Below are 21,399 nucleotides of genomic sequence, written 5' to 3'. Positions count from 1 at the left end.
CGTACCGACTACAGGCCGCGGGACAGGCGGTCGGCGAGCAGCCGGGTGAAGCGGGCGGGGTCGGGAAGGTCGCCGCCTTCGGCGAGCAGGGCACTGCCGTGGACGAGTTCGGCGATCTCCGCCAGCGCGGGATCGTCGGGGTCGGCCTGGTGTGCCGTGCGCAGTGCGGTGACCAGCCGGTGGTCGGGGTTGAGTTCCAGGATCCGCTTGACGGAGGGAAGTTCCTGCCCCATGGCCCGGTACATCTTCTCCAGGGTGGGGGTCATGTCGTCGGCGTCGCCGACGATGCAGGCCGCCGACGTCGTCAGCCGGGAGGACAGCCGGACCTGCTTGACGTGCTCGGACAGGGTGGTGGTCAGCCAGGCCAGCAGGCCGGCGAAGTCCTGCTCGTGCCGGGCCTTGTCGGCGTTGGCCTGCTGGTCGTCGTCGGCGGGTTCGTCGAGGTCGACCTGGCCCTTGGCGATGGACTGCAGGCGGTGGCCGTCGAAGGCCGGGACCCGGTCGGTCCAGACCTCGTCGACGGGGTCGGTGAGGATGAGGACCTCGTAGCCCTTGGCCGCGAACGCCTCCATGTGGGGGGAGTTCTCCACCATCGCGCGGCTCTCGCCGGTGAGGTAGTAGATGGCGTCCTGGCCGTCCTTCATGCGTCCGACGTACTCGCGCAGGGTGGTGGTCCTCTGCGCATCGTGCGTGGAGGCGGCCGAGATCAGTTCGAGGAGGGTGTCGGTGTTGTCGGTGTCCTCGATCAGGCCCTCCTTCAGCACGCGGCCGAACTGGGCCCACAGCTCGGCGTAGCGCTCGGCGTCCTTGCCCTGCATGTCCTTGATCGCGCCGAGGACCTTCTTGACCAGTCGCCGGCGGACGCCCTGGATCTGGCGGTCGTGCTGCAGGATCTCGCGGGAGATGTTCAGTGACAGGTCGTGGGCGTCGACGACGCCCTTGACGAAGCGCAGGTAGTCGGGCATCAGCGCTTCGCAGTCGTCCATGATGAACACGCGCTTGACGTACAGCTGGACGCCGCGCCGGGTGTCGCGGGAGAACAGGTCGAACGGTGCCTGCGAGGGGATGAACAGCAGCGCCTCGTACTCGAAGGTGCCCTCGGCGCGCATGTGGATGGTTGCGGCGGGGTCGAGCCAGTCGTGGCTGATCTGCCGGTAGAACTCGTGGTACTCGTCCTCGGTGACCTCGCTGCGCGGCCGCGCCCACAGGGCCTTCATCGAGTTGAGGGTCTCGACGGTGTGCGTGGTGCCGCCGTCGGCATCCGTGCGCTCGGTGGCCATCCGGATCGGCCAGCGGATGAAGTCCGAGTACTGCTTGACGATCTGGCGGATCTTCCACTCGGACAGGTAGTCGGCGAGCCCGTCCTCGCTGTCGACGGGCTTGAGGTGCAGGGTGACCGAGGTGCCCGTGGGCAGGCCGTCGACGTCCTGGATGTCGTAGGTGCCCTGGCCCTCGGACTCCCACCGGGTGCCGGAGTCGGTGCCGGCCCGCCGGGTGCGCAGGGTGACCTTGTCGGCGACCATGAAGGCCGAGTAGAAGCCGACGCCGAACTGCCCGATCAGGCTCTGCGCCGCGGCGGCGTCCTTGGCCTCCTTGAGCTTGTTCAGCAGGCCGGCGGTGCCGGACTTGGCGATCGTGCCGATCAGGTCGACGATGTCGTCCCGGCTCATGCCGATCCCGTTGTCACGGATGGTCAGCGTGCGGGCTTCCTTGTCGACTTCGAGGGCGATGTGCAGGTCGGAGGTGTCGACCTGGAGGCCGGAGTCGGTCAGCGATTCCAGTCGCAGCTTGTCCAGTGCGTCGGAGGCGTTCGAGATCAGCTCGCGCAGGAAGATGTCCTTGTTCGAGTAGATCGAATGGATCACCAACCGGAGCAACTGACGGGTCTCCGCCTGGAATTCCAGCGTCTCGACAGTGTTACCCACTCTGGGTCTCCTTTTCCGGGTGAGGTGTGGTGAACGGATCGGCGTGAGCCCGGACGGCTCTCGCCGAACAGCGGCATGGTAGGCGACCGGTCGGCCGGCGACCGCCGCTGCACGTGGCGCGCTCCGGTCGTGGGGATCGGGCGGCCAGGTCTCGGACGATCTGGCTGACGGTCGGGGCAGGACGGTCGGCGGCATCGACCTCGGCCTCGATACCGTTGGGGTGCGGACACGGGTCGGGCGTCAGCGGCGCGCCGGTGCCGGCCCCGCCACGGACGCGGAGCTGGTACGGGGGAGGCCGGGGTGGTCGGCGAGGTGCCGGCGCACGGCTTCGAGTCCGTCCAGGCAGGCGTCCATGGCGGCGAGGGCGGAGCCGGTCTCGGTCCGCATGCGGACGCCCACGGCCTCGAACCGGCCCTGAAGCCGCTGCCAGCGTTCCTCGGCGGCGGCGACGGGGTCAGGTGCGTCGTTGGTCGCTGTCATGGCGCAGCCGGTCGGTGTGGTGGGTGATGTCGTCGAGGCGGGTGGCGAGGTGGCGGTGGCCCGTACCGAGGTGGGAGCGCATCGCGGCGAGCGGGGCCACCAGGCCGGCCGGGTCGGGGGTGCCGAGGGCGGTGGTGAGGTCGGCGAGTGCGGCGCGGGCCTGGGGGGCGAGGCCGGTGAGCGCGGCGACCTGTGCGGCGAGCACGCGCAGGTCCGCGGCGTTGGCGCGGGCCCAGGCCGTGACGGTGCGGTCCGCGGCCCGGCGGTCACGGACCGCCTTGACCCGCTCCGCGCCGGTCTCCGCGCCGGTCTCCGCGCCGGCGGAGGCGTCCTCGGTGCGGCGCAGACGCAGGTAGCGGTTCTCGGCCGCCTGACGGCTGGCGACACCCATGGGCCGGGCGAGATCGGCCCAGGTGGCGCCTGCGGCGCGGGCGGTTTCCACCAGTGGGGCCTCCCAACCGGCGAGCCGGGCACGCAGCTCCCGCAGCAGTACCAGCGTGGCCAGGGCCTGTTCGGCGCCGCCTTCCTGCGTGCCTCGACCCTCGGGGTGGCCGGGTGCCCCGGCGGTGCGGACGGCATCGTCGATGGCGGCGAGCGCCGCGGCTGCGGCGAGGAAGGAGACCGGATCGGGCCCGGCGGCGGGCTGCGGGGGCTTCTTGCTCATGCGGTCATTCTATGGACGACACCCCGTGATTGTCATCCACCGGACGACGTCGGCGCCGACGACGAAGCCGGCGTGCCGGCCCTGAGGATCCCGGTCGCCGAGTGGGCCAGGCCCCGCAGGACGGCGATCAGGCACGGCGGAGGCGACCAGCAGATCAAGGCCCGACCACGTCCCCGCGCCGCGGCCTCGCCACCGGTGGGACCGGAGTGGCGGGGGCCGGGCGCGGGGAGGGGGTGGGCTCAGCGGCGGTGGGTGATCTCGGGATAGAGGGCGGATGGCCGGTCGAAGAGCGTGGTCGGGCGGTGCCGCAGGTGGAGGTCGAAGAAGGCGGCGAGGTAGACGCGTTGGACCGCTGCGGCGCGGGTGCCGTCGAGGGAGCCGAGGAGCTGGTCGAGCTGCTCGGCGGGCCAGCCGAGGACCGGACGGGCGGCGGGCAGCAGTACCGCGAAGTCGCTGAAGGAGAGGTGGCCGGAGCCGTTCAGGGTGAGCTGTCGGCGCCAGGAGGTGAGCCGGGGCCAGAGCGCGTCCCACATCGCGTCGCGGGCCGGGCGGACGTCGGAGGCGCCGAGCAACAGCAACGGGCGGTCCACACCGTCGGTGGCCGACGTACCGAAGACCGGGCCGTCCATCGTGGTGGCGGCGAGGACACGCGCATCGTCGTGCAGGGTCTGGAGGGCGGTGGCGCCACCCATGGAGTGGCCCAGCATGCCGACGGCGGTGAGGTCGAGGGCCGGGCCGAGGCCGGACGGCAGCTCCCGGTGCTCGGCGTCGGGGTTGGTGCCGGCCGCGAGGTCGGTGAGCCGGTCCAGGACGAACCGGGTGTCGGCGGTGCGGTAGGCGACGATCTCCTCGTCGGTCATGGCGTGCACGGCGGGGGTGTTGCGGACCTCCAGCCGTCCGTCGGGGAAGCGGACCTCTCCGGCGTCGAAGGTGTGGTCGATCCCGACGACCACGTACCCGCGCGAAGCGAGGTCCTCGGCCTCGGCGGTGCCGAAGGCGCGGTCGCCACGTGATCCGGGCGAGTACAGCACGACCGGGTGGCGGCCGGTGTGCTCGGCGGGTGCGTTCACGAGGGAGTGGGTGAGCGGCCAGACGAGCCGCCCGGGGGCGGTGATGCCGAGGAAGTCGGTTTCCAGCCGGGCCTGTTCGGCGGCACCCGTCCAGGGCGCGCGCGGCAGACCGGATGAGCCGCAGGCGGCTGCCGGGTACCAGACCTGCGCCATCAGCTCCCGGGGGCGAGGGGTGGGCGCCCACAGGTCGGCGCGTCGCGGGTCGACGAGGTGCAGGACCGTGGTACCGACCGGGGACCAGCCGGTGGGTGCGGGCAGCGAGAGCCGTACCGGTGCGGGAGCGGTCACCGCGGGTGGGGCGGAGAGGTTCGGCGGGGCGGCCTGGACCGCCAGGGCGGTGACGGCGGGCGAACCGGCGGTCAGTACGGCGGTGAGCGTCCCGACGAGCAGGGACTGACGGGCTGTCATGTGGGCTCCTTCACTGGTTTCCCGCTGATCTCCTCGTGGATCCGCGCGCCGCGTTCCTGCGGTGGGAGGGAGTCGGCGGCTCCGCTCGACCATGGCGGACGTGCCGCGCCGCCGCGTCCGACCCCGGGCATACGACCGTGGTCGGATGCCCGCCGCCCGAGCCGCGGCTAGCCTGGCCGCGTGCAGATCGACGAGTCGTCCGCCACCGCCCCGTCACCCGCGCCGCTGCCGTGGACGCACCGGCCGGCGTCGTCCCCCTGGGTACTGGTCGACGCCCTCGCCGCGTCGGTCGGCACCACCGTCACCGGCGCCCGCGTGCTCGCGGCGGCCCACGAGTTCGACCCGCACGCACGCGGCAACCAGCCGCCGTCCGGCACCGCCCTCCCGGTGGCGCTGCTGGCCGTCGCGGTGCTCGGTACGGTGCTCGCGCTCCGCCGTCGGAGCCCGGCCGGGGTCTGCGGGCCGGCGGCGCTCGCCTGGGTCGTTCTGGTGGCCGGCTGTCGCCAGCCGGCGATGGGCCTGGTCGTCGGGTTCTGGGCGGTACTCGTCGGCGTGCTGGCGACCTACACGGCGGCGGCCCACGCCCGGTGGGCCGGCCGGGTGGCGCTCGGCGCCGCGGGCCTCGGCTGGGCGGCCACCCTGGCCTCGCCGGGCGAGGTCCGCGGCAACGTGCTGCTCGCCGTGGTCGGCCAGTCGGCCGCGTGGGCGGTGGGGGCGGCCGTCCGCCGCCACCGGGTGCTCACCGCGGCGGCGGCCGCCCATCGGGCGGCCCTGGACCGGGCCGCACGTGACGGTGAACGCCTGCGCCTGGCGCGGGAGGTGCACGACATCGTCGCCCAGGGGCTGGGCGTGGTGAGCGTGCAGGCGGGCTTCGGCCAGTACGCACTGGAGCATCGACCGGAGGAGGCCGGAGCCGCCCTGGCCGCCATCCGCGCGGTGAGCGCGGAGGCCCTGCGGGAGACCCGGGCGCTGCTCGCCGTCCTGCGCGAGGACACCGGATCGGCGCCCGCCGTCCTCCCGCCGGTACCAGGCCTGACGGCGGCGGACCTGGGCCGGCTGGCGGCCCGGACGGTGGCCGGCGGGGTGGCAGTTGACGTCCGGGTGCGCGGGTCCGAACGTCAACTGCCTCCCGGTGTGGGCCTGTCGGCGTACCGGGTGGTGCAGGAGGCACTGGCGAACGCGGTCCGGCACTCGGGGGCGGCAGGCGTCCTGGTGGAGGTGGAGTACCGGGACGGCGAGGTGTGGTTGGAGGTCACCGACGACGGCCGTGGCAGCGAGGTCGCCCCGAACCCCTGCGGCGGTGCACACGGCGGTACCGGGCTGACCGGGATGCGCGAGCGCGTCGCCTCGTACGGAGGATGGTGCACCGCCGGGCCGCTTCCGACCGGGGGGTTCCGGGTGACAGCGGCCCTGCCGTCGGCCGGAGCGGACGGCGCATGACCGTCCGGGTCCTGATCGCCGACGACCAGACGCTGGTTCGCGCCGGATTCGCGGGCATCATTCGGCTCGCCCCGGGCTTCGCCGTGGCAGGCGAGGCGGCGGACGGCGCGCAGGCGGTCGAACTCGCCCGCCGGGAACGGCCGGACGTGGTGCTGATGGATGTCCGGATGCCCGGCCTGGACGGCATCGAGGCGACTCGCCTGATCACCGCCGGTCCCTCCGGCAGCCGGGTACTGATCCTCACCACCTTCGATCTGGACGAGTACGTGCGCGGCGCGCTGCGGGCGGGGGCGAGCGGGTTCCTCGTCAAGGACGCGGAACCGGCGGAACTCCTGGCGGCGGCCCGTGCGGTCGCCGCCGGCGGTGCCGCACTCGCGCCGAGCGTCACCCGCCGGCTGATCTCCGGCCTCCTCGGTGCCGGGCCCACCGGGGAACAGCCGCTCCTGCCCGACCCGGAGCGTGCCAGGGCCCGCGCCGCCGTCGCAGCTCTCACGGCCCGGGAGCGTGAAGTGCTCGCCCTCGTCGGGGACGGCCTCACCAATCCGGAGATCGCCGCCCGCCTGCACATCACCGAGGGCACCGCCAAGACCCACATCGGCCGCCTGCTCCACAAGTTGGCCGCCCGCGACCGCGTCCGCCTCGCCATCCTCGCCCACCGCGCGGGCCTCTCCCGCTGATCGGCCGGGGCAGCCCAGCCGGCAGAGACCGGCCACGCGGACGCGGTCGGCGACGGAGGCCGCTGCGGGGCGGTCGGCCCGCGTCCCGAGCCATCGGCGGGTAGCCGTCCGGGCCGCCTTGGGCAGCGGCCCTCACCCGGCCGGCGAAGAGGACGTCGTCGCAGCCTTCGCCCGCCGGCCGGTCCGGACCGTCCGGCCTGTGTTCGGGGCCGGTGGGCCCATGCCCTGACGCCCCGCGCGGAGCAGCATGGAAACGGGATCGAACGAGGAGACGGGCGCCGACGCCCGGGCGGCAGCCCGGAGCGCCGACCGGAGCGCCGACCGGAAGGGATGCGCTGGTCATGACCGAGCAATCATTGTCCCTGGAGCAGCTGCGACTCCTGGCCTCCGCGGCAGGCGCGGCGCCATCGCTGCACAACAGCCAGCCGTGGCGCTTCACCCCGATGCCCGACTCACTCGGTGTGCAGGTGTACACCGACCCGGATCGCGCTGTACCGCTCACCGACCCCGACGGCCGGGCCTTGCACATCTCGGTGGGCGCGGCCCTGTTCAACCTGCGCGTCGCCGGGCTCCGGCTGGGCCGGGATCCGGAGGTACGGCTCCTTCCCGAGAGGGACGAGCCGCACCTGGCGGGTACGGTCCGCCTCTCCCGTCCCGCTCCTTCCTCGCCTCCCTACGGAAGGGATCTGTTCGAGGCGATCTGGCAGCGTCACTCCAGTCGCCAGCCGTTCGCCAACCGTGACGTGCCCGAGGTGGTCCTCGGCGAGCTGACGGCGGCGGCCCTCGGCGAAGGCGCGGTGCTGTCCGTCCTGGAGGAGGACGGGGTGCGCAGGGTGCTCTCCCTGACCGGAGATGCCGAACGTCGCACCCATGCCGACCTGGCACGGATGGCCGAGACGCGCGCCTGGCTGCGGCTGGAGGCGCCGGCGGCGGACGGGATTCCGGCAGCCGCGTTGGGCCCGCAGGATCACGATGCCCGTGTGCCCATGCGGGGCTTCACCGGGCGGACGCTGTCCACGTCGCCGTCCCAGCGCTTCGAGGCGCTGCCCCAGCTGGCCACTCTCAGCACCCACGGTGACCTGCCGGCCGACTGGCTGCGCGCCGGCCAGGCCCTGCAACGCATCTGGCTGCTGGCGACGGCCCACGGCCTGCGCGCCTCCGTCCTGCACCAGGCCGTCGAGTGGCCCGACACCCGATGGGGCCTGCGCGACCCTGCCGAAGGGGTCGGCCACGTCCAGCTCGTCCTGCGCCTCGGCTACGGACCGCCCGGGCCCGCCACCCCACGCCGTCCGGTCGACGAGATCCTCGACCTGACCGGCTTCCGCGACGCCCGTGTCGGCGGGGAGTCGTCGTGCTGACGCACCGCACCGTCCAGGACGTGATGACCCGCGACGTCGTGCGCGTCGTACCGGTCACGGGAGTCGTCGGGGTCGGCGGGTCGACCTCCTCGCCGAGGACTCGCGGGCGCCCTGACCCCCGACAGGCGTGAGTACTCCCGGTGGGGGTGGCCCGGGAGGTGGTGCCCGGCAGGACCGCACCCGCCCCGGGGCGGCCTCGCGGGCCGGGTCTCCGGTGACCTCTCCTGCGCACGCACCCGGCGCACACCGATCGGGCCCGAGCGGCCGGGCGGAGCCACTCCGTGTCACCACCGGCCACCTGCGCGTGGGTCGCGCCCCGCGTCAAGCGGGCCGGTCACGACGGGAGCAGGCCCGTTCGGCCCTGTCGCCGACTCCGGATGCGGAGCAGGCTCACGGTAGGACCGAAGACCGGTCCCGCGCCTCCCGGTCGCTCCGCTCGTGGCGACGCTTTCCCGGGCCCCGTTCTCCGCACAGGTCCGCAGTCGAAGGGAGCCGAAATGACTGCCTTGATCGCCGTTGTGGTGGTGCTCGTCATCCTTGTCCTGATCGGGCTCGCGATGTCGATCCGCATCGTCCGCCAGTACGAGAAGGGGGTCGTCTTCCGCTTCGGCCGGATCACCGGAGCACGCGACCCGGGATTGCGCCTGATCATCCCGTTCGCCGACGTCATGCACCACATCTCCCTACGGATCGTCACCATGCCGATCCAGTCGCAGGGCATCATCACCCGCGACAACGTCAGCGTCGATGTCTCCGCCGTCGCCTACTTCCGCGTCGTGGACGCCGTCAAGTCGGTCATCGCCATCGAGAACGTGAACTCCGCGATCAACCAGATCGCCCAGACGACCCTCCGCAAGGTCGTCGGCCGGCACACCCTGGACGAAACCCTCTCCGAGACCGACCGCATCAACCTGGACATCCGCCAGATCCTCGACGTCACCACGACCGAATGGGGCGTGGACGTCACCCTGGTCGAGCTCAAGGACATCCAGTTGCCCGACACCATGAAGCGCGCCATGGCCAAGCAGGCCGAAGCCGAGCGGGAGAAGCGTGCCAAGATCATCAGCGCGCAGGGGGAATCCCTGGCCGCCTCCGCACTCGGCGAAGCCTCCGACACGATGATGGCCCACCCGCTCGCCCTCCAGCTTCGCAACCTACAGAGCCTCGTCGAGATCGCCGTCGACAAGAACAGCACCGTCGTCTTCCCCGCCCCCCTGATGAGCACCATCGGCGAACTCGGCTCCTTCCTCGCCCGCGAGGCAACTGCGGCCGCCTCGCCCGCACCGCGTCCGCTCCCGGACACCCCGGACACCCCGGACACCCCACTCGCGACGAAGCCCGTTCACCTGCCCGCCCCCGCCCCCGCCCCCGTGCACGTGCCGGCACCCAACGGGGCAACCGCGACCCCGTAGACATCACCGTCCCCGTTCGGCCCGGTCCGAGGGATCACCGCGTCGGCCGGGCGACGGGCGGAACGCCCCGCACGGAAGGCCCAGGAGAACATGACGCAGCCCTTCCACCCACCGCACCACAGGTCGCACCGCATCCCCGAGCGCTGGAAGGCCGTGGCGGCCGACCACCGTACGCGTGCCGCTGCCCGGCGGTGGCAGCACGTCGGCACCGAGCCCCGCTGGGCACGCAGCGATCTACCGGCCCGGCGACTGCTCGGACGGATCTTCGTCCCGTTCTTCCTGCTCGCTACCGTCGTCCTCACGTTGCTCGCGGCGAACGCACTCCCCGCACCGAGCGCCGACCGTGCGTTCTTCACGGGCCTCGCCGTACTGTGCGCCGTGTCCACCGTCGTCGCGCTGGTCGACCTGGTCGTCATCCGGCGCCGGATGGCGGAGCAACGACGGTGGCACCGCTGACGACACGGCCGGGCGGAGGACACGGCCGCACGCTCCCCCGGCCTCAGCACGGTGCGCGGAGCAACGGGCACCGCGACGGCTTCCCGCCGGGGTGCGGACGCCCCAGGGGCAGTGTCATGAACCGGCTTGCCGTCTTGTCCGCACCGCGGGGAGGAGGGCCTCGGCCACCTCCCGATCGAACGGTTCGGTATCGGGAGTGAGCACCGCGGCGGCGGCCACGGCCACCCCGAGCGCGCAGGCCTCGACCGGATCGTCCCCCGCGGCCAGCCGACAGGTGAGTGCGGCCACCATGGCGTCTCCGGCCCCGGCGTCGCTGAGCGGCTCCCCGGGCAACGGCGGGACTCGCAACTCGGTGTGACCGTGCCTGCTCGAACAGAGTGCGCCCAGTTCCCCGAGGGTGGTGATGGCGATCTCGGTCGGTCCCGCAGCGAGCAGGTACTCGTTGACGGCGCGGGCGTCGTCGAAGCTCCGGACCGGCCGGCCGACAAGACTGGCGGCCTCGTGGTTGTTGCACCTCCGCAGATAGACGGGCTCGTGCAGCGACCCACGCAGGGCACGTCCCGAGGTGTCCAGCACCAGCCGGGCCCCGGCCTCCCCGACCCGGCGGGCGACGGCCGCGTAGAAGGTGTCGGGCAGGCCGCCGGGCAGACTGCCGCTGGCCACTGCGTACTGGTCGCCGCCGACTGCTCGGCCCAGCGCGTCCAGGAGGCGTCCTGCCTCCTCATCGTCCAGTCGAGGGCCCGGCGGCACGATGTGATAGCTGCGGCGTGACGCGGTCTCGAACAGCACGAACGCTTCGCGGGTCTCACCCGCGATCCCGAGAGCGAGGTGGTCGACCCCCTCCTCGTCCAGCAGGCGGTTGAGGCGCTGACCGACCTCGCGGCCGGCGGTGTGGACGGCGGTCGCCCGTCCCCCGAGCCGCGACACGCCCCGGGCGACATTGATCCCTCCCCCGCCGGCGGCCACGAACCTGACCCGGGCGCGGGTCTTGCCGATGTCCGCCAGGCGGTCGACCTCACAGCAGATGTCGACGGTGGGGTTCACCGTCAGAGTGACGATCGGCGACACGGTCTCCGGCAGCGGACTCCGCCCGCTGCCACCCGCCGGAGGCGAACCGGGCACGTCGGGGCCGCTCATGGTGGTGACACTGCGGTCATGCCCTCGCTCGTCCGTGGCCGCCCTCCAGGATTCCCGTCGACGGAGTGGTTCGCCAACGCATCTCGATCTCCTCACCCGGGCACTCCTTCCATCGTGCTGCGCGAGCACGGGAGACGCGATCGGAGGCACCCGCAGCCGTCGGCGCGCACCGGCTCCGGCCGTTGATCGGCGGCGCGCCGACCCTGTCGGCGGTGAACCGCGCGTCCCGGTTCACCGTCGGCAACCCCGCACCGGGGGTCAGGCCCGTTCGGCAGCGGCCACGTGCTTCTTCACGGCCACGAAGCTGTCCGGCGCCACCGAGATCGAGTCGATCCCGGCACTCACCAGGAAGCCAGTGAACGCCGGGTCGTCACTGGGCCTCTGGCCGCACAGGCCCACCGGGCGGCCGGCCGCGTGCGCCGTGGCGATCAGGGCCTCGACACTCCGGGTGACGGCAGGATCGGTCTCGTCGAAGAGGTGCGCGAGGGCGTCGGAGTCACGGTCGACGCCCAGGGTGAGCTGGGTGAGGTCGTTGCTGCCGATGGAGAAGCCGTCGAACCGTTCGGCGAACTCCGCCGCGAGGATCACGTTCGCCGGGATCTCCGCCATCACGTACACCTTCAGTCCGTTGCCACCCCGTGGCAGGCCCTCGTCGGCCATCACCGCGAGTACCCGGTCGGCCTCCCCCGTGGTGCGGCAGAACGGGATCATCACCACCACGTTGGTCAGGCCCATCTCGTCGCGGACCCGACGCAGCGCACGGCACTCCAGGGCGAAGCCCTCCCGGTAGCCCTCGCTGTAGTACCGGCTGGCGCCCCGCCAGCCGATCATCGGGTTGGCCTCGAACGGTTCGAAGGGGCGCCCGCCCACCAGCTTGGCGTACTCGTTGGTCTTGAAGTCGCTGGTGCGCACGATCACCGGATCGGGCCAGCGCGAGGCCGCGATCCGGGCGATGCCCTGGGCGAGGCGGTCCGTGAAGTACCGGGTCCGGTCCTGGTAGCCGTCCGTGAGTGCGTCGACGCGGCGCCGCTCCTCGGCGTCGAGGCGTTCGGGATGGACCAGTCCCATCGGATGGACCTTGACCTGGTGCGCGACGACGAACTCCGTCCGGGCGAGCCCCACGCCGTCCGCCGGCAGCTGCCACCAGCGGGACGCGGCAGCCGGGTCGGCCAGATTCAGCATGACCCGGGTCCGCGTTTCCGGAAGTCCGTCGAGGTCGATCTCGGACTGCTCGTAGTCGAGCAGTCCGGCATAAACGTGACCGTCCTCGCCCTCGGCGCAGCAGACCGTGACGTCCTGGCCGTCGTGCAGCAGCTCCGTCGCACGACCGGTTCCCACGACGGCCGGCACGCCGAGTTCGCGGCTGACGATGGCAGCGTGCGAGGTGCGCCCGCCGTGGTCGGTGACGATCGCGGCGGCCCGCTTCATGAGCGGTTCCCAGTCCGGGTCGGTGATCCCCGTGACCAGCACGGCCCCGGCCGGGAAGCGTTCGAGCTCGACGGGTGTGCTCAGTACGCAGACCGCTCCCGTGCCGATCGCTTCACCCACCGCGATCCCGTCGACGAGCGATTCCCCCGAGCCGGTCAGCCGGAAGCGGTGCAGCACCGCCGCGCGCCGCCGGGAGACCACGGTCTCGGGGCGGGCCTGGACGACGAAGATCTCGCCGGTCCGGCCGTCCTTGGCCCACTCGATGTCCATGGGGCAGCCGTAGTGCCGCTCGATCGCCACACCCCAGCACGCGAGGAGGCGCACCTCCGTGGCGTCCAGCACGGGGCGGGCGCGCTCCTCGGCACTGGTGTCCTCCGTACGGGTGAGGCCGCGATCGGCGTAGACGGCCTTGCGGCGCTTGGCACCGACCTCGGTGTGGATGACCGGGTCGAGTCCGGGGTTCTCCAGCAGCGGTTTGAAGACCAGGTACTCGTCGGGGTCGACCTGCCCACTGACCACCGTCTCGCCCAGTCCCCAGGCCGCGCTGAGCACGACGGCGTCCGGGAAACCGCTCTCGGTGTCGAGGGTGAACATCACCCCGGCCCCGGCCAGATCGGAGCGGACCATCAGCTGCACGCCGACCGAGAGCGCCACCGCGAGTTGGTCGAAGCCCATCCGCTCGCGGTAGTCGATCGCCCGGTCGGTGAACAGGGAGGCGTAGCAGCGTCGGCAGGCGTCCAGCAGGGCCTCGCGGCCCCGGACGTTGAGGTAGGTGTCCTGCTGTCCCGCGAAACTCGCCTCCGGCAGGTCCTCGGCCGTGGCGCTGCTACGCACCGCGACATCGGGATCCTCCCGGCCGGCCTCGCGCCCGAGCCTGGCGTACGCCTCGGCCAACTCCTCCTCCAAGGCGGGCGGCAGGGGTGTGCTGAGCATCGCGGCGCGGATCGTCGCGCCCACCTCGTCGAGTGGCGCGCCGCCGTTCAGCAGGTCGATCTGGTCGGTGATCCGCTGCCGGAGGCCGCCGGTGTCAAGGAACTCCCGGTAGGCGTCGGCGGTGCTCGCGAAGCCGTCCGGCACGCGGACACCGGCCGGTCCCAGGTTGACGATCATCTCCCCGAGCGAGGCGTTCTTCCCTCCGACGAGCCCGACGTCCTCACGGCCGAGACCGGAGAACGGGATCACCCGGCGGATCGTGGACATGGGTTCCTCCGCTGTTGCGAGCAGGAAGGGCGACGGACGCGCGCCGACGCGACGGTCTCCGCCCTCGGGGGCATCGCTGACAACGCACGCCCCGTCCTTCTCCGACTCCTCGACGCGGATCCCATGTGCTCCCCCGTCCGCAGTTCGACGGGGAAGTCCTTGAGCGACTCCGCGAACGGGGCACCGGTGCGATCAGCTGTGGAGCGTGTCGCCGAGCGCGTCGGGCCTTCTCGTCCGTCCGGGCTTCTCCTTCCATCGTGCTGCGCGACCGCGTCCACCGCGATCGGAGCAACCGCCCGCGGCATCCGCTCTGTCCCGGCCTCCCGGTCCGCGGCTTCGCGGATGCCGTGGGGCGTGTCGCCACCCGCGCAGCGACCGTTGATCCTCCGGGGCGTTCCTCGTTGTCGTCGTCGGTGCGAGACGGGGCGGCGCAGTCCGTGCGCCGGCAGAGGTGAGCCCCACCAGGCGCCTCGGCCGGGTCGGACATCGAACCGCCGAGGGCCGCGAGGACGAACGGGACCTCCCTGCCGAACGAATGCGGGAAGCCTCGCCCTGGCAGACCCTGGGAAAGAAGACCGACCTCGGAGGAGAGCGATGACCAGTACCGGTGGCCCACGGAAACCGAGCGCCACGGTGCACATGTCGATCTCCGGGGCGCCACGCGTGGCGAACAGGGTCGCCGACACGGTCGGGCAGTCGTTCAGACTGATCGTCGTCCCTGGTCCTGGCACGGCGGGGGACTACGTCTCACCCGGCGAACACGTGGTTCGCACCCGCTGGCAGGTGGACACGTCGGCGCCGGTCGAGGAGGCCCCGGCAGGGCCGGTCGCCCTCGCAGATGCCGGTGCCGGCCCGGTGCGCGTGGAACTCGGCGGTCACGCCGATGCCGTGGTCAAGGTCGATGCGCTGATCCGCGCGCACTTCCGCGCCGGACCGCCGGCGGGGATCTCACAGGCGTTCGACGTATGGCCGGACAGTCCGCCGCAGGCCGCAGGTGGGCCATGACCGGGGGCACGCGCCCGGCGAACGGTCCGGCCCCACCGCACTGTCGCAGTGCACGCCGGGCCACCAGGTCGTGGGTCGTGTTCTCCACCGCGGCGCCATGGTCCTGGACTTCTCCCCCGGCGACCGGGTCGGCATGGCCTGGCTGGCAGGCACCTGCGGCGATTGCCGGTACTGCCGGGCCGGCCGGGAGAACCTCTGCCCGGGCTCCCGGTACACGGGCTGGGACCTGCACGGCGGCTACGCCCGGTACACGGTGGCCGACGCCCGCTTCGTCTACCGGCTGCCGGAGGGGCCACCCGACGAGGAACTGGCGCCGCTGCTGTGTGCGGGGATCATCGGCTACCGCGCCCTGGAGCGGGCCGAACTGCCGCCGGGAGGCCGGCTGGGGATCTACGGGTTCGGCGCTTCCGCGCACCTCACGGCGCAGCTCGCCCTCGGCCGCGGCGCCACCGTGCACGTCCTGACACGGGCCGAGGAGGCCCGGCGGCTGGCGTTGGAGCTGGGCGCGGCCTCCGCGGGCGACGCGTACGGGTCCCCGCCGGAGCCGCTGGACGCGGCCGTCCTCTTCGCACCGGTCGGTGATCTGGTGCCGGTGGCCCTCGCCGCTCTGGACCGCGGTGGGACACTCGCGGTGGCCGGCATCCACCTCACCGACATTCCCGTGCTCGAGGTCCAGTGGTCGGACACCGGGCACTCCACCCTGTTCTTCCCCGGTCCGGACAGCCGCCTGCACCACTTCACCCGCCAGGACCCGAGCGGGCAGGCACCCAGGTCTTCCGACCGGCCGCAGAGCTCCTCGACGCCGGAGCGGAGCGGGCCCGCCGGACCGCGCGAACCCCCCGGCGGTCCGGAACGGACCAGGCCGAGCAACCCCGGCGACCTCGGCAGACGAGTCGCGCTGCGCCGCGAGCAGCTGGGACTCGGCCGGGAACAGACCGCGGCTCGGGCCGGCATGGCGGTGTCGTACCTGGAGTACCTGGAAACCTCCCCCTCCGACGTCGAGAGGGGCGCATTGGCCAGGCTGGCAGCCGTACTGGAAACCTCGGTCACCCGGTTGCTGGGAGGTGGACCCGACCTGCCGCCCGGCCGGGCGAGCGCCGCCGCGCACCCGGTGCTGGAGGAGCTGGCACGTTCCGAGTGCTGGGAGCGACTGTCCACCGACGGTGTCGGCCGGGTGGCCCTGGGCACCGCGACGGGCCCCGTCGTCCTCCCGGTCAACTACTGGGTACTGGACGGCACACTGATCTTCCGCACGGCTGCCGACGGGCCGCTCGCCGCCGCCGTCGGCCGGCGCGTCGCCTTCGAGGTCGACCGGATCGACGAGGCGCTGCGCACCGGCTGGAGCGTGCTGGCCACCGGTGACGCCCACCGGATCGACGACCGGCCGGCACTGGCCCACCTGAAACAACGGGACAAGCCGTCGCCCTGGGCGGGCGGCGAGCGGGAGTTGTGGGTCCGGATCACGCCGACCGAGCTCAGCGGCCGCGTGATCCGCACCGCCGACGACCCCACCTGACGCCGGTCCGACCGGACGCGAGCAGGCCCGTCCGGCCCGCCCTCCGCGACTCCGATCAGGTGCTCCCCGAGCCGTTCGCCGAGCGGTTCGACGGCTCGACGGCTTCTCGACGGGCAGCAAGGCCGGGAACCCGTGACCGCCGTCGGCATCCGGAACGACACGCTGGCGACCGCATCACAGCAGGCCAGGAAGCGGCGAGCACCTGCCCGAACACCGCGCGGCCCACCGTTTCACGGTCCGACCACGACAGCCGGCCGAAACGGAGGAACGATGGAAGCCCCGGGGAATCCCGATTCGGAGGCCGCCATGACGGCAGACGGCAGCACCCCTCCCCCACGCCCCCGCCCGGGCCTGCTCACGTTCCTCGGCGGTGTGGGAACGGTGACCGGGAGCAAATTCCTTGTGGAGACCGACCACGCCCGGGTCATGATCGACTGCGGCCTGTTCCAGGGCCTGGCCGAGTTCCGTCGCCGCAACTGGCGCGCCCTGCCGCTCGACCCGGCGGACGTCCAGGCGGTGGTGCTCACCCACGCCCACCTGGACCACTGCGGCTACCTGCCGCGCCTGGTCCGGGAAGGCTTTCGCGGCCCGGTGCTGACCACCTCGAACACCGCACGGCTGGCCGAGCTGATCCTGCGCGACAGCGCCCATCTGCTCCGGGAGGACGCCGATCACGCCAACGCGCACGGCTGGTCCAAGCACCGCCCCGCCCACCCGTTGTACGACGAGGACGACGTGGAGCGCACCATCGCCATGTTCGACCCCGTACCGCTGGACACCGATGTGGAGATCACCACCGGCACGGTGCTCCGGCTCCACCACGCCGGCCACATCCTCGGGTCCGCCTGGGCACACCTCACCCTGGAGGACGGGCACAGCCTGGCTGCCAGTGGCGACCTCGGCCGGCCCGTCCACCCGCTGCTGGAACCACCGGTGCCCTTCACCGGAGCCGACGTCCTGCTGATGGAGTCCACCTACGGCAACAGGCACCACGAGGAGACCGCCGCCCGTGAGTGGTTCGCCCGAGCGATCGAGCGCACCCTCGCCCGTGGCGGTACCGTCGTCATCCCGTCGTTCGCCGTCGACCGGACCGAGGTCGTCCTGCACCAGCTCGCCGAACTGCGCCGGGCCGGACGGCTTCACTCGGGAGCCCCCGTGTACGTCGACAGCCCGATGGCGCTCGCGGCCCTGCAGATCTACCGTGAGGCGTTCGCCGACCGGTCCCCCGAACTGCGCCGGGAGGTGGCCGACCACGGCGCAACAGCCCTCGACCCGGAACCGTTCTCACTGATCCACTCACTGCAGGAGTCGCTGGCCCTGGAACGTTCCAGCCTGCCGTCCGTCCTCGTCTCCGCCTCCGGCATGGCCACCGGCGGACGGGTCGTCCATCACTTGCGCAGGCTGCTGCCGGACCCGCGGAACACCGTGATCATCGTGGGCTACGCCGCCGCCGGCACCCGGGCCCGTGACCTGGTGGACGGCGCCAAGGTGCTGAAGATGTACGGCACCTACGTGCCGGTCCGCGCCGAGGTGGTCAACGTGCCCGCGTTCTCCGCCCATGCGGACGCCTCCGAGGTGATCGACTGGCTCAGGAACGCTCCGCCGCCGAGCACCACCTACCTCGTGCACGGCGAGCCCGAGGGCTCCCGGGAACTGCGCGACCGGATCGACCGCGAACTGGGCTGGACGGCGGTCGTCCCGCGTTCGGGTGAGCGTGTCCTCGTGCGCTGAGGGCTCCCCCCGGTCTGGTCCCGACGGGCGGTCGTGCGCCCCGGGCGGGTGCATCTCGACCCTCCGTCGTCGCCGGGAATCCCCCGGACCAGGGCCGGTCGGCCCCGACGGCCGGGGCACCGGGCCGCCACGGACACCCGGACCCGGCATTGCGCCCGTTCCGGGGACCGCAGCTCGTCACCGACCTCACCGACCTCGTGGACCACTCCGGCGTGGGCCCGCGACGACACCTGGGCGCAGGGCTGCCGGGCCTCTCCCCGGGGCCGGTCGGCCCTGCTGCCGGGCACGCTCCGGCGCCTACGGTGAGGAGAGGGCCCGGGTGCGCCGGGCCGCCCCACGACCACCGGGGAGGGAGCATGGCCCCGACCACCGCCCTCCGGCCGGCCGACCGGTCGGACTCCCCCGACCCGCGCGAGCCGATCACGCTGCTCTTCCGGGACCTGCGCACGTCGCCGGCGGGTCTGGCGGAGCGCGAGGCGGTCCGACGCCAGGCCGTGTACGGGCCCAACACGCTCACCCGGCGCGGCGGGCGGCGCTGGCCCCGCGAGCTCGCGCAACAGTTCACCCATCCTCTCGCCGTGCTGCTGGCCCTCGCCGCGGTACTCGCCGCCGTCAGCGGGGCCCCCGCGCTGGCGGTCGCGATCGTGGCCGTCATCCTGCTCAACGCCGCGCTCGCCTTCGCCCAGGAGCAGCAGGCCGAGCGGGCCGTGGAGGCGCTGGCGGCGTTCCTGCCGGAGCAGGCGACGGTGGTCCGCGACGGCGCCCGACGGGAAGTGGCCGCCCGGTCGCTCGTTCCGGGCGACGTCCTGGTGGTCGAGGAGGGCGAGCGGATCTCCGCCGACGCCCGGTTGCTCTCGGGTGGCGTCGAGGTCGACCTGTCGGCCCTGACCGGTGAGTCGGTGCCGGTGTCCCGCTCGGCCGACCAGGTGGACGTCGAAGGCTCCCTGCTGGACGCCCGCGACCTGCTGTTCTCCGGCAGCACCTGCACGGGTGGTGATGCCCTGGCGGTGGTGACCGCCACCGGTATGCAGACCGAGCTCGGCCGGATCGCCGCGCTGAGTCAGCGCACCCGGCGCGAGGAGAGCCCGCTGGAGCACCAGGTCAAACGCGCCGCCCGGCTGATCGCGGTGGTCGCCGTCGGTGTCGGACTGGCCTTCCTGCCGATCGGTCTTGCCGCGGGCCTGTCGCTCGCCGCCGCGGTGAGCTTCGCCATCGGCCTGCTGGTCGCCAACGTCCCGGAGGGCCTGCTACCGACCATCACCCTCGCGCTGGCCTCCGGCGTCCGCGACCTGGCCCGGCGCGGGGCGGTGGTCAAACGCCTGTCCGCCGTCGAGACGCTGGGTTCCACGACGGTCGTGTGCACCGACAAGACGGGCACGCTGACCGAGAACCGGATGCTGGTGACGACGGTCTGGACCCCGGACGGCGAGAGCACCGTCGATGCCCCGACTGAGGTGCCGCCGCAGGTGCGGCTGGTCGCCGAGGCGGCGGCCGCCTGCACGACGGCTCATCCGGACGCGGGCCACGGCGACCCGACGGAACTCGCGCTGCTCGCGCTGGCCGACCGGCTCGGTGTTGCGTCCCCGCCCGAGCGGCGTGACCTCGACCGTCGGGGCGTGTTCCGCTTCGACCCCCGCGTCAAACTCATGACCACCGCCGACGCCGGGGACGGCGCGGTCGTCCTGCACACCAAGGGCGCGCCGGAGGAAGTCCTCGCCCACGCCGCCCGGCTTCTCGACCACGGGGTGGAGCGGGCCCTCACCCCGGACGACCGGACCGAGGTCGCCGACGCCGTCGGTGCCCTGGCCGCCCGGGGCCTACGGGTGCTGGCGGTGGCCCGGCGGCGGCTGCCGGCCGGCGAGCCGCCGCCCGGCAGCCGGGAGGACGCAGAACGGGAGCTGTGCCTGATCGGCCTGATCGCCATGGCCGATCCGGCCCGGCCCGAGGTCGCCGCTGCGATCGAACGCGCCCACCGGGCCGGCATCACCGTGCACGTGGTCACCGGTGACAACGGCCTCACCGCGGCCGCCATCGCCGCCCAGGTCGGCATCGGCCACCGCGGCTCCCGCATCGTCACCGGTACGGAGCTGGCCTCGATGAGCGAGCCGGAGCTCGACACGCTGCTGGCACGGGGCGAGGAGGTGATCTTCGCCCGTACCTCGCCCGAGGCCAAACTGCGGATCGCCGACGCGCTGCGCGCCGAAGGCCACACCGTGGCGATGACCGGGGACGGCGTCAACGACGCCCCGGCCCTGCGGAGCGCCGACATCGGCGTCGCCATGGGGCGCTCCGGCACCGATGTCGCCCGCGAGTCGGCGACCATGGTGCTGACCGACGACAACTTCGCCACCATCGTCGCGGCGGTCGAGGCCGGCCGGCGGACGTACGACAACATCCGCAAGTTCATCGTCTACATCTTCGCCCACGCCGTCCCCGAGGTCGTTCCCTTCCTGGTGTTCGCCCTCGCCGGCGGTGCCGTCCCGCTGCCGCTCACGGTGATGCAGATCCTGGCCATCGACCTCGGCACCGACACCCTGCCGGCCCTCGCCCTCGGCCGCGAACGCGCCGAGCCGGGGCTGATGGACCGCCCCCCGCGCCCGCGGGGCGAGCGGGTGATCCAGCCCGCCATGCTGGCCCGGGCCTGGGGTTTCCTCGGACTGATCTCGGCCGCGCTGGTGATGGCGGGGTTCCTGCTCACGCTGACGCTGGGAGGCTGGCATCCCGGCGACCCGACCGGCCCCGGCACCGCGCTGCACCTGACGTACGAGCAGGCCACCACGGTCACCTGGCTCGGCATCGTCGCCTGCCAGATCGGCACGGCCTTCGCCGCCCGCACCGACCGCGCGTCGCTGCGCTCCGTCGGTGTCCTCAGCAACCGCCGACTGCTCGGCGGTATCGGCTTCTCGCTCGCCTTCGCCGCCGCGATCGTCTACCTGCCGCCGCTGCACCACGTGTTCGGGACGGCGGCGCTCACCCCGGCCCAACTGGCCGTCGTGGTGCCGTTCCCGTTCGTCGTCTGGGGCGCGGACGAGCTGCGCCGTGCCCTGCTGCGTCACCGCGCGGCCGGACGCGTCGCGCCGGCCGCCGTCGCGCCCGCGCCGGTGCGCCCCGTCGCCGGGACGTCCGGGCACCACCCGCTCGCCGTCCTCCTCGCCCGGCACGGTTGGAGCGCCCACCGGCTCACCCGTGCCCTCGGCGTCAGTGAACACACGGCCGACGAGATCGTCGCCCACGCCCGCCGGGTCGCCGCCGACCACGGCCGCCGCACGCACCGAGGCGGACCGCCACGAGCCGCAAGCGGGCCGAAGGGCTCCTCGGCCCACCCGCTGTGACGGGAGGATCGGCCCGCGCGCGCCCGGGCGGGCCGCACCGAAGGCCACCGGCCCGGTGGACGGCCGTCCAGGTCACGGTGCGGACCGGGCGGCCGGGTCGAGGCCGCGCCGGTCCAGCCGGAACGGCGGGTAGCAGCCGGTCATCAGGGCCGCGTACGCG

The 21,399-nt window shown here is 73.2% G+C and carries 15 protein-coding genes; 9 read left to right on the top strand and 6 right to left on the bottom strand.

The window, feature by feature from the left end:
* Positions 1-8: 8 nt before the first annotated feature.
* The 4 genes from htpG to OH807_RS38680 form a co-directional block, all read right to left on the bottom strand.
* Positions 9-1,925: a molecular chaperone HtpG gene (htpG, locus tag OH807_RS38695; RefSeq protein WP_406209360.1), complete on the bottom strand. Its 1,917-nt coding sequence runs from the start codon at positions 1,923-1,925 to the stop codon at positions 9-11.
* Between the two features lie 240 nt (positions 1,926-2,165).
* Positions 2,166-2,405: a hypothetical protein gene (locus OH807_RS38690; protein ID WP_406209358.1), complete on the bottom strand. Its 240-nt coding sequence runs from the start codon at positions 2,403-2,405 to the stop codon at positions 2,166-2,168.
* Positions 2,380-3,069 carry a hypothetical protein gene (locus tag OH807_RS38685; protein ID WP_406209356.1) on the bottom strand — a complete coding sequence of 230 codons (690 nt, stop codon included), beginning with the start codon at positions 3,067-3,069 and terminating at the stop codon, positions 2,380-2,382. The genes OH807_RS38690 and OH807_RS38685 overlap by 26 nt, the downstream gene beginning before the upstream one ends.
* A 239-nt stretch (positions 3,070-3,308) precedes the next feature.
* The gene (locus OH807_RS38680; protein ID WP_406209353.1) at positions 3,309-4,547 is read right to left on the bottom strand and encodes an alpha/beta hydrolase family protein; all 1,239 of its coding nucleotides are present in this window, start codon (positions 4,545-4,547) and stop codon (positions 3,309-3,311) included.
* Positions 4,548-4,727: 180 nt separating this feature from the next.
* Between OH807_RS38680 and OH807_RS38675 the strand changes: the two genes are divergently transcribed.
* The 5 genes from OH807_RS38675 to OH807_RS38655 all read left to right on the top strand — a co-directional run bounded on the left by OH807_RS38675 (position 4,728) and on the right by OH807_RS38655 (position 9,890).
* Entirely contained in the window at positions 4,728-5,987 is a 1,260-nt protein-coding gene (locus OH807_RS38675; protein ID WP_406209350.1) for a sensor histidine kinase, read from the top strand.
* Positions 5,984-6,664 (top strand): response regulator, encoded by a 681-nt coding sequence (locus OH807_RS38670; protein ID WP_406209347.1) that lies wholly within the window; start codon positions 5,984-5,986, stop codon positions 6,662-6,664. The genes OH807_RS38675 and OH807_RS38670 overlap by 4 nt, the downstream gene beginning before the upstream one ends.
* Positions 6,665-7,005: 341 nt before the next feature.
* Positions 7,006-8,022 (top strand): Acg family FMN-binding oxidoreductase, encoded by a 1,017-nt coding sequence (locus OH807_RS38665; protein WP_406209344.1) that lies wholly within the window; start codon positions 7,006-7,008, stop codon positions 8,020-8,022.
* 497 nt (positions 8,023-8,519) lie between these two features.
* Complete coding sequence (locus tag OH807_RS38660) at positions 8,520-9,434, top strand: slipin family protein (protein ID WP_406209341.1); 915 nt, start codon at positions 8,520-8,522, stop codon at positions 9,432-9,434.
* Between the two features lie 90 nt (positions 9,435-9,524).
* Positions 9,525-9,890: a hypothetical protein gene (locus tag OH807_RS38655; RefSeq protein ID WP_406209338.1), complete on the top strand. Its 366-nt coding sequence runs from the start codon at positions 9,525-9,527 to the stop codon at positions 9,888-9,890.
* A 114-nt stretch (positions 9,891-10,004) separates the two neighbouring features.
* On the opposite strand, the gene OH807_RS38650 is transcribed toward OH807_RS38655, so the two are convergent.
* On the bottom strand, positions 10,005-11,027 hold the full coding sequence (locus tag OH807_RS38650) for a 1-phosphofructokinase family hexose kinase (RefSeq protein WP_406209335.1): 1,023 nt from the start codon (positions 11,025-11,027) through the stop codon (positions 10,005-10,007).
* Between the two features lie 258 nt (positions 11,028-11,285).
* Positions 11,286-13,655 (bottom strand): phosphoenolpyruvate synthase, encoded by a 2,370-nt coding sequence (gene ppsA / locus OH807_RS38645; RefSeq protein ID WP_406209332.1) that lies wholly within the window; start codon positions 13,653-13,655, stop codon positions 11,286-11,288.
* A gap of 594 nt (positions 13,656-14,249) precedes the next feature.
* On the opposite strand from ppsA, the gene OH807_RS38640 reads away from it, so the two are divergent.
* From OH807_RS38640 to OH807_RS38625, 4 genes are all read left to right on the top strand, one after another.
* Positions 14,250-14,660 (top strand): hypothetical protein, encoded by a 411-nt coding sequence (locus OH807_RS38640; RefSeq protein WP_406209329.1) that lies wholly within the window; start codon positions 14,250-14,252, stop codon positions 14,658-14,660.
* A 97-nt stretch (positions 14,661-14,757) separates the two neighbouring features.
* Positions 14,758-16,176 (top strand): zinc-binding alcohol dehydrogenase family protein, encoded by a 1,419-nt coding sequence (locus tag OH807_RS38635; protein WP_406209326.1) that lies wholly within the window; start codon positions 14,758-14,760, stop codon positions 16,174-16,176.
* 306 nt (positions 16,177-16,482) lie between these two features.
* Complete coding sequence (locus tag OH807_RS38630) at positions 16,483-17,907, top strand: MBL fold metallo-hydrolase RNA specificity domain-containing protein (protein ID WP_406209323.1); 1,425 nt, start codon at positions 16,483-16,485, stop codon at positions 17,905-17,907.
* A gap of 356 nt (positions 17,908-18,263) precedes the next feature.
* Positions 18,264-21,239: a cation-translocating P-type ATPase gene (locus tag OH807_RS38625; protein WP_406209320.1), complete on the top strand. Its 2,976-nt coding sequence runs from the start codon at positions 18,264-18,266 to the stop codon at positions 21,237-21,239.
* Positions 21,240-21,399 lie beyond the last annotated feature (160 nt).

The organism is Kitasatospora sp. NBC_01560 (genome assembly GCF_045208415.1).
GTDB lineage: Bacteria > Actinomycetota > Actinomycetes > Streptomycetales > Streptomycetaceae > Kitasatospora.
Note: the sequence above shows the minus strand (reverse complement) of the source record. Positions and strands in the feature narration are given on the sequence as shown.

What these genes read in the sequence shown, in the direction of transcription:
- OH807_RS38690 (WP_406209358.1), bottom strand. Translation starts at nt 2,405, where the DNA reads ATGACAGCGACCAACGACGCACCTGACCCCGTCGCCGCCGCCGAGGAA.
- OH807_RS38685 (WP_406209356.1), bottom strand. Translation starts at nt 3,069, where the DNA reads ATGAGCAAGAAGCCCCCGCAGCCCGCCGCCGGGCCCGATCCGGTCTCC.
- OH807_RS38680 (WP_406209353.1), bottom strand. Translation starts at nt 4,547, where the DNA reads ATGACAGCCCGTCAGTCCCTGCTCGTCGGGACGCTCACCGCCGTACTG.
- OH807_RS38670 (WP_406209347.1), top strand. Translation starts at nt 5,984, where the DNA reads ATGACCGTCCGGGTCCTGATCGCCGACGACCAGACGCTGGTTCGCGCC.
- OH807_RS38665 (WP_406209344.1), top strand. Translation starts at nt 7,006, where the DNA reads ATGACCGAGCAATCATTGTCCCTGGAGCAGCTGCGACTCCTGGCCTCC.
- OH807_RS38660 (WP_406209341.1), top strand. Translation starts at nt 8,520, where the DNA reads ATGACTGCCTTGATCGCCGTTGTGGTGGTGCTCGTCATCCTTGTCCTG.
- OH807_RS38655 (WP_406209338.1), top strand. Translation starts at nt 9,525, where the DNA reads ATGACGCAGCCCTTCCACCCACCGCACCACAGGTCGCACCGCATCCCC.
- OH807_RS38650 (WP_406209335.1), bottom strand. Translation starts at nt 11,027, where the DNA reads ATGAGCGGCCCCGACGTGCCCGGTTCGCCTCCGGCGGGTGGCAGCGGG.
- ppsA (WP_406209332.1), bottom strand. Translation starts at nt 13,655, where the DNA reads ATGTCCACGATCCGCCGGGTGATCCCGTTCTCCGGTCTCGGCCGTGAG.
- OH807_RS38640 (WP_406209329.1), top strand. Translation starts at nt 14,250, where the DNA reads ATGACCAGTACCGGTGGCCCACGGAAACCGAGCGCCACGGTGCACATG.
- OH807_RS38635 (WP_406209326.1), top strand. Translation starts at nt 14,758, where the DNA reads ATGGTCCTGGACTTCTCCCCCGGCGACCGGGTCGGCATGGCCTGGCTG.
- OH807_RS38630 (WP_406209323.1), top strand. Translation starts at nt 16,483, where the DNA reads ATGACGGCAGACGGCAGCACCCCTCCCCCACGCCCCCGCCCGGGCCTG.
- OH807_RS38625 (WP_406209320.1), top strand. Translation starts at nt 18,264, where the DNA reads ATGGCCCCGACCACCGCCCTCCGGCCGGCCGACCGGTCGGACTCCCCC.